Genomic DNA, 15719 nt, shown 5'->3' on the forward strand with positions numbered 1-15719 from the left:
TTTGTCTTTTAATATATAAAGATATGTTTTCAAAGTTAGCCTATTCCGTATTCGAGCAAAGTATCAAAGATTATCATCAATTTGACAATGTTGATCAGCCCATAAATAATCCTTTTCCGAAGGATAAATTCGAACATTTGTTATACCACAAAAACTGGATTGACACCGTTCAATGGCATTTTGAAGATATTATTCGGGACCCAAATATTGATCCAGTTGCAGCGTTGACTTTGAAAAGAAGAATCGATGCTTCTAATCAAGAACGCACAGATATGGTGGAATATATTGACAGTTATTTTCTTCAAAAATACAGTCATGTAAAAATAAAAGACAATGCAAAAATCAACTCTGAAAGTCCAGCTTGGGCTTTTGACCGATTGTCTATTTTGGCTTTAAAAATTTACCACATGCAAGAAGAAGCTACTCGTGCCGAAGCTTCACAAGAACATAGAGATAAATGTCAAGCTAAGTTGAATATTTTATTAGAACAAAGAACTGACTTGTCAATTGCAATCGATGATTTATTGACTGATATTGAAAACGGTGATAAATTCATGAAAGTGTACAAACAAATGAAAATGTACAACGATGATGATTTGAATCCTGTTTTGTATCAGAATAAAAAATAATTTTTGGCAAACCCAGTATTGTCAACTACTATTAAACATATAGCCGTCATGAGACTTTCCGCAATGGGAGATGTCGCTATGACGGTTCCTGTTTTACGCGCTTTTGTAAACCAGCATCCACAAGTTAAAATCACGGTCATTTCCAGACCTTTTTTTAAACCTTTTTTTGAAGGAATTCCGAATCTTACTTTTTTTGCTTTCGATGAAAAAGAAAGGCATAAAGGATTTCTTGGATTGTTGCGTTTGTTCCAAGATTTGAAACGGTTTGATATTGATGCCTTTGCCGATTTGCACAACGTATTACGCTCTAAAATCGTCCGAAACCTTTTTGCTTTAAGCGGAAAAAAAGTGGCTTCGGTTGATAAAGGTCGTCAAGGCAAAAAAGAACTCACTCGTGCCGAAAATAAAGTGTTTCAGCAATTACCAACCATGTTTGCAAGACATGTAAAAGTATTTGAACAACTCGGTTTTGCAGTTGATTTATCTCAGCCACTTTTTCCTAAAAAAGTAGTTTTGAGTCCCGATATTGTAGCGTTAATTGGAACAAATCATCAAAAACTGATTGGAATTGCTCCTTTTGCACAATATGATTCTAAAGTCTATCCGTTGGATTTAATGCAAGAAGTAATTAATCAATTGGCTTTGGATAGAACCAATACCATTTTACTTTTTGGCGGTGGTAAAAAAGAAATCGAAATCCTAGATTCGCTCTCTGCTACTAAAGAAAACGTCATCAATGTGGCGGGAAAAATTCAGTTTCAGCAGGAATTACAGCTCATTAGCAATCTTGATGTCATGCTTTCCATGGATTCCGGTAATGCGCATATTGCGGCCATGCTTGGTGTAAAAGTCATTACGCTTTGGGGCCCAACGCACCCGTATGCGGGATTTTCACCTTTTAATCAACCTTTAGAGAATGCTTTGGTTTCGGATAGAAATCAGTTTCCTAAACTGCCGACTTCGGTGTTTGGAAATAAAAAAGTGGAAGGATATGAAGGTGCCATGCGTACCATTACGGTTGATTCTATTGTAGAATTTTTAAATTACTGCAAATAAAGGCATTAATCACAAATTCATAATTATATTTATCGTTATTTTTAGTTTTTTTGGAGGAATAATTTTATAAATTATTTAACAAATAGGTTTTGAATTACTATTGTTAAAAATACTATTTTGGCTACCTGTGAGTTAGGTCTTACAACTTTAAGCTGAGTTAAGTGAATTAATAAAATAAAACAAAAACTATTTATGCAAAGAACTATAGGGTTAATAACAATTTTATTCTTATTTTCATTTTCAGCATTTTCTCAAAAAGCAAATCTTTCAGGTATTTTGACCGCTGGAACGGAAAAAACTCCCATTTACAATTCAGTTGTTGCACTATTGACACCAGTAGATTCCGTTTTATACCAGTTTACCCGTTCCGATAAAGAGGGAAAATTTATTTTAAATAATGTAAAACCCGGCAGTTACATTCTAATGACTTCGCACAGTCAGTATGCGGACTACTTAGATGAGATTACCGTAACAACAACTAATAAAAATATAGGAAATATAGGCCTGATGAGTAAAATGGAACTGCTACGAGAAGTGGTGATAAAAACGGGTTCTATCAAGATAAAAGGAGATACAACAAGTTATAGAGCTAGTGATTTTAAAGTTGATGCCAATGCCAATGTTGAAGATTTATTAAAAAAGCTACCTGGAATTCAGGTTGATAAAAACGGTACTATCAAAGCGATGGGCGAAACTGTAGAAAAGGTATTGGTAGATGGTGAAGAATTTTTTGGTGACGATCCAGGAATGGCTGTCAAAAATTTACGTGCCGATGCCGTAAAAGAAGTACAAGTTTTTAATAAAAAAAGTGATCAAGCGGAGTTTACTGGAATAGATGACGGAGATAGCAAAAAAACCATAAACCTTAGATTAAAAGAAGACAAAAAGAAAGGTTATTTTGGCAAAATAGATGGTGCCAATCAGCCTGCCACCGACGCCGATTCTAGATACAACAGCAATATTATGCTAAGTAGTTTTAAAGGAAAAAGAAAACTATCTGCTTTTTTATTGAACGGAAATACTGGTCAAGATGGATTAAGCTGGCAAGACAATGACAAATTTGGTGGGGGCGATGGGAATGTCAGTATGAGTATGGACGATGATGGCAACGTGAATTACGAGTGGACAGGCGGAGATAATGATGACGAGCCAAACGTGGACACACAAAATGGGTTTATAAAAAACACTAATGCGGGCTTACAATATAGCAATAAATGGAATGACAAACACTCCTTGAATTTATCACCAAAATACAACAAACAAAGCTACCAAAACAATAGTAGCAGGAATACGCAAACCCAAGTAGGTGATACGCAATTGAATGAAAACAGAACTACTGCAAGTCATGTAAATAGAGATAATTTTAAACTGAATGCGGTTTATGATGTAAAAATTGACTCGGTAAACACCCTGAAATTTACCGCTAAAACAAATTTTTATAATACTGAAAGTGATGAGTTTACAACTGGAAATACAACTGGAAGCGATGGGTTATTAAGAAACAATCAGCAGCGATTATTTACTACAAAATCAGATAAAGAATCTATATCAGCAAGTGCTTTGTTCAAACATAAATTTGCAAAACCACGTAGAACACTATCAATAAATACGAGTTGGAGTACGTTGAATACCAATGCCAATAATTTCTTGAAATCAGCTAATGAAAGTTATGAAGGCGGAGTTTTTGCATTTAGCAATGAAGTAGACCAAAATAAATTAGGAGATAAAAGCACTCAAAATCTAGGATTAAATGTGGCCTATACAGAGCCCATAGGCAAAAAATTTGCTTTGCAAATGTCCTATCAAATTACTCATAATACGGGTAGTAGCAATTTTATAACTTATGATTTTTCAGACCTTTCTGGCAAGTATGATGTTGTTGTAGACTCACTATCTAATCAGTTCAAGCAAAACATTACGACCAATAAACCGGTTATTAAACTGAGCTACAACGCCAAAAAAATCAATTATAGCTTTGGTAGTGGATTTGGTTTCACCTCATTTGATTTACAAGATCAAACTGAAAATAAGCAATACAAACGCAGTTTTACTAATTTTTTTCCAATGGCAAATTTTTCGTATAAGTACAAAAGCAACAGCAATTTACGAATTAGTTATCAAGGAGCAACAAGACAGCCTACAATAGATCAATTGCAACCCTTACGTAACAATCAAGATTTTTTTAATCAAGTAGTAGGAAACCCTGATTTGAAGCAATCTTTTACGAATAGTATCAATGTTTTTAATAACAGTTACAGTATTTTGACCGAAACAAATTTTTATCAAAGTTTTTCCTTTAGAACAACTTCTAATTTAATTTCTTTCAATAGAGATATTGATTCTGAGAGCGCAAAAACAATCACAACTCCAATAAATACAAATGGAAATTTTTCTGCCAATTTGTATATGGGTTACGGATTTAAAGTTAAAAAAATTGACATGTATGTGAATTTTAGCCCATCTGTAAACTATAACAAATCGGTTAATAGTATTAACAAACAAATTAATAATTCGAATATTTTAAACTCTAATTTTTCGGTTTATTTGAACAAGTCTAAAGACAAGAAATACGATATTAACTTAAGTAATACATTCTCTAACAGTCGTAACAGTACTTCTCAAAACAATGAAGTCAAATCCTTTAACACCAATAACTTAGGTTTAGATATTGGGGTTTATTTTAGAGAAAAATGGAAATTATCAACGGATTATAATTTATATTCTCGCCAAAAAACAGTTGATTTTCAAACCAATCTTACCAATCAATTGTGGAACGCTAGGTTACAACGTACTTTTAAAAATGATGAATTTACTGCTTATGTACTGGTGCGCGACATTTTGAATCAAAACATAGGAATTAATAGATTTGTATATGAAAATACTATAGGCGAAGAGCGTAACGATAGACTTCGCCGTTATGCAATGATTGGTTTTACATGGAATTTTAAAAACAAAAATGGCATCGAAAAAAAATAAGTACGTACTAATTGTAGTAAGACTCCAATAGTCAATTTTTAAAAACAAACAAAAACATTCAGCCTCATGAAAACACTATATTTTTATCTCACTATACTCCTATGTTCGACTAGCAGTTTTGCCCAGCAATTTGTTGATAAGGCCGTTATTGAATATGAAGTAAGTACCAATCTTAAAAAAACGATGAGCAATGACAGTTGGGACGAAATGATGAAAGAAAACTTATCCGACTTAAAAATATCGTATTACACGTATACTTTTGAAGACAATAAAAGTGTATATAAGTTCGACAGATGGAGTCCAAAAACAAGAATACCAAAACATGAGAAAGAAGCTGACGAAGAAAACACTTGGTTTTTTGATTTTACAACCAGAAAAATGAACCTACAAAAACAAATTGTGGGTACTAATTTTGTAATTGCAGATAGTATTCCCAACATTCAATGGAAAATCACAAACGAGCGCAGAGAAATAGCGGGCTATAATTGCCGAAAAGCGGTTGGTAAAATATTTGATGATGTCTATGTGTTTGCTTTTTACACAGATGATATTACCATTACCGGCGGTCCATGTAGTATAAATGGTTTACCGGGTATGATTTTAGGACTTTCAATTCCTAGATTGTATACATCATACATAGCAACTAAAATAGATTTAAATATCAAAGATATCGCTGTGATTAAACCTATTACAGCTAAAAAAACGTATGATTTTAAAGAACTAAAAACATTAATAGAAGAAAAAACAAAGGACTGGTATACGTACGGAGAGGACAAGGAAGAGAATAAAAGACAAAAAAATATGTTCTTATGGAATGCTTTTTTGTAATACTTTGACTGTAAATCAAATTACTGATTGTTGAAAATGAAGTCTTAAAAACAAGATTACAATTAAAGCCAAATTTTTTCCTCTTGACAACGCTTCAAAAGATATCTTTTTAAATTCGAAATAGTTTCCTGATAATTTGGCTCATCATACCCAAAACGGTCGTGTTCGGCTTGTTCTTTTCCGAAAGCATCGCAGCTTTTTAAGACTTCTTTAAGCATATCAAGCATCGCTAATTCTTTGTTGTTTATTTTTTGAAATTTGAATTCTACGATTTCATCTTGCAATTGTTCACAATATTCCAATAGTTGTACTATTTCTGGTTCGTCAAGAAGGGAAGGGTTGTTTTTGAATATTTCTCGAATGGACTTCATTTAAAAAAATAGTTTAAAGTCTCAGTTTTGTTTAAAATTTAAAAGGAGTTAACGTTGCTTAATTCTCCACTTTTTAAACACTAAAAATAAGTATTTTTTAGTAGTACATTGTATATTTTGGTCTCGATGGTGATCATATAATTCGCCGTCCTGATAATTAAAAAACTGAATATATTTCCGTGCGATTAGTTATAATTTTTAATAGATTCCTTCAACACGAATCTCATTATGTATGCGTTGCACGATACTCCAGCTGTTGACAGTAGTTTTTTACTTATTCTAATTTTATATTTTTGTATTAATTAGTTCTTTGCTCAATTCCCAAATTGTACTTTTTCCGAACTCTCCATAATAAGAAATGTATTTTCCGTTTTTATCTATGATTACAGCGCTAGAACAAGGATAATGCAATTTAAAAAATAAATTTTCTACTAATTGATTCTTATCGTTTTCCCATTTTACTTGCTTTGGGTGATAATATTGTAAGTTTTCATCATCTGTATAAATCCAAAAATGACTGTAACTTCCTATTTTATTAAGTTTTTTTAAATAATCAAGATCAAAAACATTCCAAAAAGATGTACTTTCTGTTCCATTACATCTATCTTTTCCAGGATAATATACAATTACGATAAGATCATTACTTAATTCTTTATCTGGTGAAAGAGACTTTTTTAAATTATTAAAAATACTATCATTAAGTTGTCCATAGTTTTTTCGTTTAATTAGTAAAGATGTTTTCAGCGTGTCATTTTCAAAATGTAAATCTAAATTTTTTTGAAAATTTAGCTGCTTATAAAAATTCGATTCTGATATTTCTTCAAGATTTTCATTATAAAAAACTTTCTTTTGTACTTGCGAAAAACTAAAATTAATAATTGAAATTAGGATTAGTATTGAATAGTATTTTTTCATTTTTAACTTTTTTTGAGGTAATAAAAGACAAATTATTCCTATATATTAGCAAAGCTGCCCTAAAATAGGATGGATAGGATTGTACTACTATTCTGCTAATATACTAAAAACCAAACCTCATTTAAAACAAAAAAACTTCCCTTTTCAGAGAAGTTTTTGGTATCATTTAGACCATTTCTAAACATCATCATAATCTACATAAATAGTTTCAGAGGTTGGATGTGCTTGACAGGTAAGAATAAGTCCATCGGCGATTTCTTTATCGGTAAGGATGGAATTTTTAGACATTTCGGCAGTTCCTGAGGTAACACGCGCTAAGCAGCTGCTACAAATCCCGCCTTGGCACGAATATGGAGCATCAATTCCTTGTTTTAAAGCGGCATCAAGAACGGTTTGTTTTTGTGACATTTCAAAAGTGGTTTCTTCGTCATCTACTAAAATGGTGATTTTTGAATGTCCGCCTAATGATTTTTGAATTTCGTTTACTTGCGTTGAAGTCGCAAACAATTCAAATTTAATGTTCGATTCCTTTACGTTGTGTTCCTTCAAAACTCCAGAAACAATGTTGATCATTTCTTCCGGTCCGCACAAATAGAATTTATCAAAATCAAGTTCTTTGTGTTTGTTATTCAGAACGAAATTCACTGTCGATTTTTCGATGCGACCAAACAAAGCATTTTCTGCTTTGGCTTGACTGAAAACATAATGCACAAAAAATCGACCCACATATTGCAATTGCAAATCGTGTAATTCTTGGTGAAAGATCGTTTCTTCGGGAGATTTGTTTCCGTAAACCAGCACAAAAGAGCTATTTGGTTCGTTTTTCAATACTGATTTTAAGATAGACATCACAGGTGTGATTCCGCTTCCAGCTACAAAGGCAGCATAGTTTCTTTGGCGTTCAGCCTGAGGTTCAAAAGTAAATTTCCCTTCTGGAGTTCCTACTTCAAGAACATCACCAGCTTTAAGTTTGGTGTTAGCAAATTGTGAAAAAGCTCCATTTTTTACCGCTTTTACTGCAATGCGCAATTCGCCACTATCAGGTGAAGAGCAAATCGAATAGGCACGGCGAATTTCTTGACCGTCAAGGGTTAATCTCAAGTTTAGATATTGCCCTGCGACAAAAGTATAGTTCGCTTTTAATTCCTCGGGTACGTTAAAAAGTATGGAAACAGCATCTTTGGTTTCGCGTTTTACTTCTTTTATAATTAATTTTAGAAAGGATGACATCTGGTTATTTTTTGACAAAAGTAGGAAATGGCAAATAAATGGAGATTATAAATCAGTATTTTTTTGTATTAGATGTAACATTTTCTCACTTTAACTTACTTACTAGCAAACCAAAATAACCAAACTATGATTCAAAAATTTCTTTATCTCGAATGGAAAGCATTTTTTAGGTCAGCTTCCTTCGCAACCAATTTGGCTTTGAAAATCCTAATGGGTTTTGTCGCCGTTTATTTCATTCTGATTTTCTTAGCATTAGGAATTGGCGTTTTTTACATTCTAAAGAAAATGAATTTAGACCCAATCGTAACGGTAAATAAATTCATGATTTACTATGTGTTGATGGATTTAATCGTTCGATTTATGTTGCAAAAAATCCCTGTGATGAATATTCGTCCTATGTTGGTTTTTCCAATCAAAAAATCGACAATTGTGCATTTTTCCTTGGGGAAAACGATCTTGTCTTTTTTTAATTTGGTGCATGGTTTTTTCCTGATTCCGTTTAGTGTAGTGTTAATTATCGAAGGCTCTGATGTGTTGTCAGTATTGCTTTGGTTCACGGCTGTGTATTCGTTATTGTATATCAATAATTTTATTAACATTATACTGAGTAATAAGGATAATTTATTTGGTATTTTTTTAGCAATTGCAGCTACTCTGGGAGGATTGCATTATTACGGTTATTTTAATATTACAGATTATTCCGCTCCGTTTTTCAATGCGATTTTCAATACCTATTGGGCTTTTGCTATTCCGGTAGTAGCTTTAATCGTGTTGTATTACGCCACATTTCAGTATTTCAAAAAGAATTTGTACCTCGATGCAGGATTGTCAAGCAAACATGATATTGCAAAAACTGAGGATTTGACTTGGTTGAACCAATTTGGAACCATAGGAACCTTCCTTAAAAACGATATCAAATTAATTAAAAGAAACAAACGTTCAAAAACTACGGTGGGATTAAGTGTTATGTTCCTTTTTTATGGTTTGCTATTCTTCACCAATTCTATCGAAGCGTATAACAATCCCATAATGCACATTTTTGCTGGTATTTTTGTTTCGGGTGGATTCTTAATCACTTTTGGACAATTTGTTCCCAGCTGGGACAGCTCGTATTACCAATTAATGATGACGCAAAACATTCCGTATAAAGGCTATTTGAGTTCAAAGTGGTGGCTGATGGTTATCGCTACAATAGTGACTACAACTATCGCATCGTTCTATCTTTATTTTGGGGTACATGTTTATTTGACGATTGTTGTAGGAGCGATTTATAACATTGGTGTCAATTCTCATTTAGTTTTATTGGGTGGCGCGTATACCAAAACACCTATCGATTTGAGTTCAGGCAAAGGCGCTTTTGGAGACAAAAAAGCTTTCAATATCAAAACCATGTTAATATCTATACCGCAGTTGGGATTGCCTGTTTTATTGTATTGGATCGGTTCTAAATATGGAAATCCAACTATCGGTTTGGCTTTAGTAGCCGCAGTAGGAGTATTAGGTTTTGCTTTCAAAGACAAAGCGTTCTCCTTAATCGAAAAAATCTATAAATCTGAGAAATATGCAACGATTGCCGCATACAAACAAAAAGGATAACTAGCAATCACATTGACTAAATAACCAATTAAACGATTAAACTTTTTCAAACATGATACAAGTAAACAACCTTTCAAAAACATACAACGGAACAACCGTATTAAAAATAGATTCTTTAGAAATAAAAAGAGGCGAAAGCTTTGGTTTAGTGGGGAATAACGGCGCAGGAAAAACCACTTTTTTCAGCCTTTTATTGGATTTAATCCAGCCTTCAACAGGAAATATTATCAACAATGAGATACAAGTAAACACTAGCGAAAGTTGGAAACCCTTTACTGCATCTTTTCTAGATGAAAGCTTCTTAATTAGCTACTTAACACCCGAAGAATATTTTTATTTCATTGGCGATTTACGCGGGCAAAATAAAGCGGATGTTGATGCTTTATTAGCCACACACGAAGAGTTTTTCAACGGTGAAATCCTGAAAAATAAAAAATATTTACGCGATTTATCCAAAGGAAACCAGAAAAAAGTAGGTATCATTGCTACTTTAATCGGGAATCCGGAAGTGATTATTCTAGACGAACCATTTGCTAATTTAGACCCAACCACCCAATTCCGACTAAAAAAAATCATCAAAGATTTAGCCGATAATCCAGAGATTACTGTTTTGGTTTCAAGCCACGATTTGCAGCACACTGTTGAGGTTAGCGACAGGATTGTTGCCATGCACAAAGGTGAAGTGGTAAAGGATATTCAAACTTCACCAGAAACGTTAAAAGAATTAGAATTGTTTTTTGCCGTTTAAATTCAACCTAACAATCACATAAAAAAGCATGCCGCTAATACGCTAATTTTAAATGTTTAATTTGCGAATTAGCGGTTTATTTTTACGCTTTTAAGTCAAAAATTATCTGTAAGCCTGTTACAGTTTACTTTGGGCGTGACCCTGCGTGATTGATTTGTCGTTCCTCCTCGCAACTTCGGGTCGGGCTGTACGCTGTATCTTTATTTTCTTAAAGAAAGAAAATAAAGGATGCCACTTCCATCGCTCACGCAAACGAAAGACTCAAATAAACCCCGATAATTTTCACGATATCAAAAAGAAACGTATTTTTACCAGTCAGTATACTAAAAAGCACATTTAAAAGTTAATTGATAAAAACGTTTTCCATTGAAAGTCAATAGATTTAAACAATTATTTTTCTTCTTATTTTTCGGTTTTTTAGTAGCTTGTTCTACTAAGAAGGACACTTTTATGGCTAGAAATTCCCATGCCTTAAGCACAAAATATAATATTTTATATAACGGTCAAGTAGGATTAGACAAAGGAGTTAAGGAGATAAAATCCAACACTGATGATGATTTCTGGAAACGTCTCCCAATAGAGAAAATGCAAATCGTAGAAGATCTCACTTCTACAACAAAACCTAAAAACACAAATTTTGAATTGGCCGAAGCCAAAGCAACCAAAGCCATTCAAAAACACTCTATGAACATTGGCGGTAAAGAAAAAAACTTTCAAATAGACGAGGCATATCTGATGCTTGGTAAATCCCGTTATTACGACCAGCGATTTGTTCCCGCACTAGATGCATTCAACTATATTCTATATAAATATCCCAATAGTAGCAAAATTTACGAGGCGAAAATTTGGCGCGAAAAAACAAATATGCGTTTAGGGAACGATGCTTTGGTGATAAAAAACATCAATAAATTATTAGAAGATCATCAAGTTAAAAAACAAGTTTTTGCCGATGCAAATGCCCTTTTATCAGAGTCTTTTTTAAATTTAGAAGAAAAAGACAGTGCCGTTGCTAAACTAAAATTAGCCATAAAATCCACAAAAATCAATCAAGAAAGAGCTCGCTATCGTTTTGTTTTAGGACAATTGTATCAACAATTAGGATATAAGGACAGTGCGCTGAGTTCCTACCAATCCGTAATTGACATGAACCGAAAAGCAGATAGGAAATTTGTTCTTCAGGCGCATGCGAAAAAAGCAGAATTGTTCGATTATCAAAACGGTGACTTCAATTCCTTTACAAAAACATTCGATAAACTGGCAAAAGACAGAGAAAATAGACCGTATAAAGATTTAATTTTTCATCATATGGCGGTGTTTTACGATCAGAAAAACGATCAGAAGAAAGCCTTAGATTTTTACAATCTATCTTTAAGAACGGATTCAAAAGACTCTTATTTAGTAGCTTCAAATTACCGAAATTTAGGAAATATGTATTTTAGAAATGCGGAATATCCTGCTGCTGCAAAATATTATGACAGTACATTGGTAAAACTCAATGACAAAACGAGAGAGCATAATAAAATTCAAAAAATCAGAAACAATCTGGACGAAGTTATTTTGTATGAGGCTCTTGCCAAAAGAAATGACAGCATTCTTAATGTGGTTTCATTGAATGAAAGTGATAAAATAGCTTATTTTGAAAAGTATATTGTCAAATTAAAAGAAGATGATGAAATCAAGAGAGTTTTAGAGGAGAAACGAAAAGAAAAACAAGAAAATATAGAAAGAAACAGTTCCATCAGTTCTATAGATCCGGCTTCTAGTCAGGAACCGGGTAAACCGGCAAAAAAATCAGCATTAATGCCACCAGCAATACCTACTATTTCTTCACAACAAACCGGGAGTATTTTCTACTTTTATAATCCCACAACCGTAGCTTTTGGAAAAATAGAATTCAAAAAAACTTGGGGCGACAGAACCCCGAATGGAAATTGGAGAATGGCATCCACTGCCGTAAATCCAATTTCAGGAGATTCTTTGAATAATAGTCAAGAAACTACTGAGGATGCAGCAAAAACAGATAAAATTGTGGAGCAATACACCACAGATTTTTATTTGAAACAACTTCCAATAACACAAACGGAGATAGACAGCATAGGGAAGGAACGTAATTTTGCGTATTACCAATTGGGAATTATTTATAAAGAAAAATTCAAAGAAAATGATTTGGCCATCGCTAAACTGGAACAATTATTAAACAATAATCCAGAGGAAAAATTAGTGCTTCCATCGATGTATAATTTGTATAAATTGTATCAAATCACCGATGCTAGTAAAGCAGAGGCGATGAAAAAAAGACTATCGGCTCAATATCCGGATTCTCGTTATGCGCAAATTATGAACAACACAAGTTCTAATGTAGCTTCAGTAAATGAAACGCCTGAAAACACCTATACAAAGTGGTACAAATTATACGAACAAGAGCAATTTGTTACAGTTTTAGAAAATATAGACGCTTTGATTAATCAGTTTTCTGGGGATGAAATTGTATCAAAATTCGAATTGCTTAAAGCAAATACCATTGGAAAACTGAAAGGAGTTACGGCTTACAAAAATGCATTGCTAGGCGTAGCAGATAATTATCCGAACAGCGAAGAAGGGAAAAAAGCCCAAGAAATATTGATAAGTCAAATCCCGTTTTTAGAGAAAATGGAATTGAATACAACAGACTCCAATAATTGGAAAATTCTATATCGAGTAGGGGCAAGAGACGATAAAAACACAAAAGCAATAGAGGATAAAATCAAAATGTTTATAGCTGCTGAAACCCTTCAGAAACTATATTATTCCTATGATATTTATACTGAAAAAGAAAATTTTATCACGATTCACGGCATAAAATCAGAAGTTTATGCAAAGGATATTGCGTTTGTGTTGAAAGATAACACCAAATATAAACTAATTGATCCTGCTATTGTTATCTCTGGTGAAAACTACAAAGTGATTCAAATTAAGAAAAATATGGACATTTATTTAGCGCCAAAAAACCAATAAAATGTTTGATAAAAAACAAAAATCCTATACCGATCTTTTGGGTAAAACCAATAGAATTGTTGAAGGAACTACTATAAAAGGTGATATTATTTCACAAGCTGATTTTAGACTAGACGGAAATTTAATCGGTAATTTTCAGTCTGGAGGGAAAATTGTCATTGGCCCCGCTGGAAGCGTTACCGGAGATATTATTTGCAAGAATGCAGATATTGAAGGTAAATTTGACGGAAAAATTCAAGTAACCGAAGTTTTGAATGTAAAATCTAAGGCCAGCATTCATGGAGAAGTAACCACAGGAAAATTATCTGTGGAGCCAGGAGCTGATTTTAGCGCTTCTTGCACAATGAAAACCATTATAAAAAACAGTACTCATAACGATGGACAACAATCCCAAAAAAAGAGCGAATAAATGGCTTGCGCTTATTAACATTCCGATTCAAATGGGGGCCATCATCTTTTTGTTTTCCTATCTGGGAGATTGGTTAGACGAAAATCATCCACATCCAAAGGTATATTACAGTAAGATTTTAGTGATGCTGGGAGTTGTACTGGCTTTGTACAATGTGATACGACAAGTAAACGAAATCAATAAAACGCAATAATTTTTAAATATAAAAAAACGAGCTGTAAATGCATGGATAGCACTATAAATATAAATAACGTAGGATCTTGTGCCGTTGCGGCAAAAAACAAATACAATGAATTTAAAAAATTACAAACCGCTCCTGTCCCTATTGGGACTTGTGGGATTGGCTTATGTGGTTCATCGAGCTGCTTTTTATCTACTAGTTATAAATGATGCGTTTTTTTATTATTCGATAGAAACCCTCTATATGTTGTTTTTAGCCTTGTCTATTATGGTATTTGTAGTTCTGTTAAAAGTCAAAGAACGCAGTTTTGATAATGTGGGGATGTCATTTCTTTTGAGTACTAGTATTAAAATGATTGTTTGTTATCTGATTTTAAAGCCGATATTGCAAGTTACAACTCATAACAATGCTATAGAGAAAAAGAATTTTTTTGTGATGTTTATTCTCTTTTTAGCAATTGAAACCATATTAACAATACGTATATTAAACGAAAAGCAATAAATATGTTATTCAAGGAATAAATCCATCAAAAATAATTTTTTATATTCTTTTGAATATTAATAAAAGATGTACCTTTGCACCAAATTTCAGAAACGTAATAAATTAAGATAATTAACTGTTATGGTGATTTCAAACAAACCACTTAGATTTATATTAGCGACTTTAGTAGCGTGTCTTCCTTTAATTAGTTTTGCAAATCCAGAACAGGATACTGTAAAAGTAAAAACAGAAGTTGCCCATGAGGCGGCCGAAGGAGCTCATGCTGAACCAACAGATGTAAAATCTAAAATTAAGGCATTTATTAATCATCACCTTTTAGATGCGCATGATTTTACCTTTTCTGCAAATGAAGAGACTGGCGCGCATTACGGTTTTTCATTGCCAATTATTCTTTGGGATAATGGTTTACAAGTATTTTCTTCTTCAAAATTTCATCATGGTGAAGAAGTTGCCGAACACAATGGTAACTTTTATGTATTGCACCACGAGAAAATATACAAAACAGACGCTTCTGGAACTTTAACAGAAGAGCACGGTCACCCTACAAACGCAACGCCACTAGATTTATCTATTACAAAAAGTGTAATTGGTATTTTGGGAATAGCAATCTTAATGTTTGTATTGTTTACAAGTTTAGCAAAATCGTATGCTAAAAATGGAGGTATCGCTTCTGGAGCTGGACGTTTCTTCGAGCCACTTGTACTTTATGTAAGAGATGAAATTGCCATTCCAAACATTGGAGAAAAAGGGTATAAAAAATACATGAGTTATTTATTGACTATATTTTTCTTTATTTTCTTTTTAAACATATTGGGATTAACTCCACTAGGATTTAACGTAACAGGGAATATTGCTATTACAGCATCATTAGCTTTGTTAACGTATTTAATTACAACTTTTACGGCTAATAAAAATTACTGGGGACACATTTTCTGGATGCCAGGTGTGCCAACTCCAATGAAATTTATTTTGGCTCCAATTGAATTATTAGGGACAATCATCAAACCATTTTCATTAATGATACGTTTGTACGCTAACATTTTAGCCGGACACGTTGTTTTGATGAGCATCATAGGTTTAATGTTTATTTTTAAAAGCTGGATTGGAAGTACTTTGTCATTCGGATTGGCATTTGCACTTTCTATTCTTGAAATATTAGTTGCTTTTTTACAAGCGTATATTTTCACAATGTTATCTGCACTTTATTTTGGAGCAGGAAACGAAGAGCATCATCACGACGAAGCTCACCATTAAGTCGAAAGTCAAACGTCGAAAGTTTAAAAGT

At 33.1% G+C, this 15719-nt stretch carries 14 protein-coding genes; 11 read left to right on the forward strand and 3 right to left on the reverse strand.

The features are described 5' to 3' along the window. The first annotated feature begins 23 nt into the window (after window positions 1-23). From V5J73_RS00140 to V5J73_RS00155, 4 genes are all read left to right on the forward strand, one after another. Entirely contained in the window at window positions 24-629 is a 606-nt protein-coding gene (locus V5J73_RS00140; protein ID WP_338646755.1) for a DUF4254 domain-containing protein, read from the forward strand. A gap of 48 nt (window positions 630-677) precedes the next feature. Continuing rightward, the gene (locus V5J73_RS00145) at window positions 678-1685 is read left to right on the forward strand and encodes a glycosyltransferase family 9 protein (protein ID WP_338646757.1); all 1008 of its coding nucleotides are present in this window, start codon (window positions 678-680) and stop codon (window positions 1683-1685) included. Between the two features lie 192 nt (window positions 1686-1877). Further along, window positions 1878-4661 carry an outer membrane beta-barrel protein gene (locus V5J73_RS00150; RefSeq protein WP_338646758.1) on the forward strand — a complete coding sequence of 928 codons (2784 nt, stop codon included), beginning with the start codon at window positions 1878-1880 and terminating at the stop codon, window positions 4659-4661. Window positions 4662-4727: 66 nt separating this feature from the next. Beyond that, window positions 4728-5489, forward strand: a complete 762-nt coding sequence (locus V5J73_RS00155) for a GLPGLI family protein (RefSeq protein WP_338646759.1) — start codon at window positions 4728-4730, stop codon at window positions 5487-5489. Between the two features lie 62 nt (window positions 5490-5551). On the opposite strand, the gene V5J73_RS00160 is transcribed toward V5J73_RS00155, so the two are convergent. The 3 genes from V5J73_RS00160 to V5J73_RS00170 all read right to left on the reverse strand — a co-directional run bounded on the left by V5J73_RS00160 (window position 5552) and on the right by V5J73_RS00170 (window position 8005). Continuing rightward, window positions 5552-5860, reverse strand: a complete 309-nt coding sequence (locus tag V5J73_RS00160; protein ID WP_338646760.1) for a hypothetical protein — start codon at window positions 5858-5860, stop codon at window positions 5552-5554. 285 nt (window positions 5861-6145) lie between these two features. Beyond that, on the reverse strand, window positions 6146-6775 hold the full coding sequence (locus V5J73_RS00165; protein ID WP_338646761.1) for a hypothetical protein: 630 nt from the start codon (window positions 6773-6775) through the stop codon (window positions 6146-6148). A gap of 177 nt (window positions 6776-6952) precedes the next feature. Then, the gene (locus V5J73_RS00170) at window positions 6953-8005 is read right to left on the reverse strand and encodes a ferredoxin--NADP reductase (RefSeq protein WP_338646762.1); all 1053 of its coding nucleotides are present in this window, start codon (window positions 8003-8005) and stop codon (window positions 6953-6955) included. Between the two features lie 126 nt (window positions 8006-8131). On the opposite strand from V5J73_RS00170, the gene V5J73_RS00175 reads away from it, so the two are divergent. The 7 genes from V5J73_RS00175 to atpB all read left to right on the forward strand — a co-directional run bounded on the left by V5J73_RS00175 (window position 8132) and on the right by atpB (window position 15688). Continuing rightward, window positions 8132-9601: a DUF5687 family protein gene (locus V5J73_RS00175; protein ID WP_338646763.1), complete on the forward strand. Its 1470-nt coding sequence runs from the start codon at window positions 8132-8134 to the stop codon at window positions 9599-9601. A gap of 52 nt (window positions 9602-9653) precedes the next feature. Continuing rightward, on the forward strand, window positions 9654-10349 hold the full coding sequence (locus V5J73_RS00180; protein ID WP_338646765.1) for an ABC transporter ATP-binding protein: 696 nt from the start codon (window positions 9654-9656) through the stop codon (window positions 10347-10349). Between the two features lie 366 nt (window positions 10350-10715). Continuing rightward, on the forward strand, window positions 10716-13343 hold the full coding sequence (gene porW / locus V5J73_RS00185; protein ID WP_445236405.1) for a type IX secretion system periplasmic lipoprotein PorW/SprE: 2628 nt from the start codon (window positions 10716-10718) through the stop codon (window positions 13341-13343). Window position 13344: 1 nt separating this feature from the next. Continuing rightward, window positions 13345-13752: a bactofilin family protein gene (locus tag V5J73_RS00190; RefSeq protein WP_338646767.1), complete on the forward strand. Its 408-nt coding sequence runs from the start codon at window positions 13345-13347 to the stop codon at window positions 13750-13752. Continuing rightward, window positions 13721-13945, forward strand: a complete 225-nt coding sequence (locus tag V5J73_RS00195; RefSeq protein ID WP_338646768.1) for an AtpZ/AtpI family protein — start codon at window positions 13721-13723, stop codon at window positions 13943-13945. Before V5J73_RS00190 ends, V5J73_RS00195 begins: the two co-directional genes overlap by 32 nt. Before the next feature lie 96 nt (window positions 13946-14041). Next, on the forward strand, window positions 14042-14434 hold the full coding sequence (locus V5J73_RS00200; RefSeq protein WP_338646769.1) for a hypothetical protein: 393 nt from the start codon (window positions 14042-14044) through the stop codon (window positions 14432-14434). 120 nt (window positions 14435-14554) lie between these two features. Further along, window positions 14555-15688, forward strand: coding sequence for a F0F1 ATP synthase subunit A (gene atpB, locus V5J73_RS00205; protein ID WP_099713989.1), 1134 nt, complete (start codon window positions 14555-14557; stop codon window positions 15686-15688). The last annotated feature ends 31 nt before the right edge of the window (window positions 15689-15719 follow it).

It is taken from the genome of Flavobacterium sp. KS-LB2, assembly GCF_036895565.1.
In the GTDB taxonomy this organism is placed as follows: domain Bacteria; phylum Bacteroidota; class Bacteroidia; order Flavobacteriales; family Flavobacteriaceae; genus Flavobacterium.

Bases quoted from the DNA above. Each gene is read 5' to 3' on its own strand.
- V5J73_RS00175 (WP_338646763.1), top strand. From the start codon at position 8,132: ATGATTCAAAAATTTCTTTATCTCGAATGGAAAGCATTTTTTAGGTCA.
- V5J73_RS00160 (WP_338646760.1), bottom strand. From the start codon at position 5,860: ATGAAGTCCATTCGAGAAATATTCAAAAACAACCCTTCCCTTCTTGAC.
- V5J73_RS00180 (WP_338646765.1), top strand. From the start codon at position 9,654: ATGATACAAGTAAACAACCTTTCAAAAACATACAACGGAACAACCGTA.
- V5J73_RS00150 (WP_338646758.1), top strand. From the start codon at position 1,878: ATGCAAAGAACTATAGGGTTAATAACAATTTTATTCTTATTTTCATTT.
- V5J73_RS00190 (WP_338646767.1), top strand. From the start codon at position 13,345: ATGTTTGATAAAAAACAAAAATCCTATACCGATCTTTTGGGTAAAACC.
- V5J73_RS00145 (WP_338646757.1), top strand. From the start codon at position 678: ATGAGACTTTCCGCAATGGGAGATGTCGCTATGACGGTTCCTGTTTTA.
- V5J73_RS00195 (WP_338646768.1), top strand. From the start codon at position 13,721: ATGGACAACAATCCCAAAAAAAGAGCGAATAAATGGCTTGCGCTTATT.
- V5J73_RS00170 (WP_338646762.1), bottom strand. From the start codon at position 8,005: ATGTCATCCTTTCTAAAATTAATTATAAAAGAAGTAAAACGCGAAACC.
- atpB (WP_099713989.1), top strand. From the start codon at position 14,555: ATGGTGATTTCAAACAAACCACTTAGATTTATATTAGCGACTTTAGTA.
- V5J73_RS00165 (WP_338646761.1), bottom strand. From the start codon at position 6,775: ATGAAAAAATACTATTCAATACTAATCCTAATTTCAATTATTAATTTT.
- V5J73_RS00155 (WP_338646759.1), top strand. From the start codon at position 4,728: ATGAAAACACTATATTTTTATCTCACTATACTCCTATGTTCGACTAGC.
- V5J73_RS00200 (WP_338646769.1), top strand. From the start codon at position 14,042: ATGAATTTAAAAAATTACAAACCGCTCCTGTCCCTATTGGGACTTGTG.
- V5J73_RS00140 (WP_338646755.1), top strand. From the start codon at position 24: ATGTTTTCAAAGTTAGCCTATTCCGTATTCGAGCAAAGTATCAAAGAT.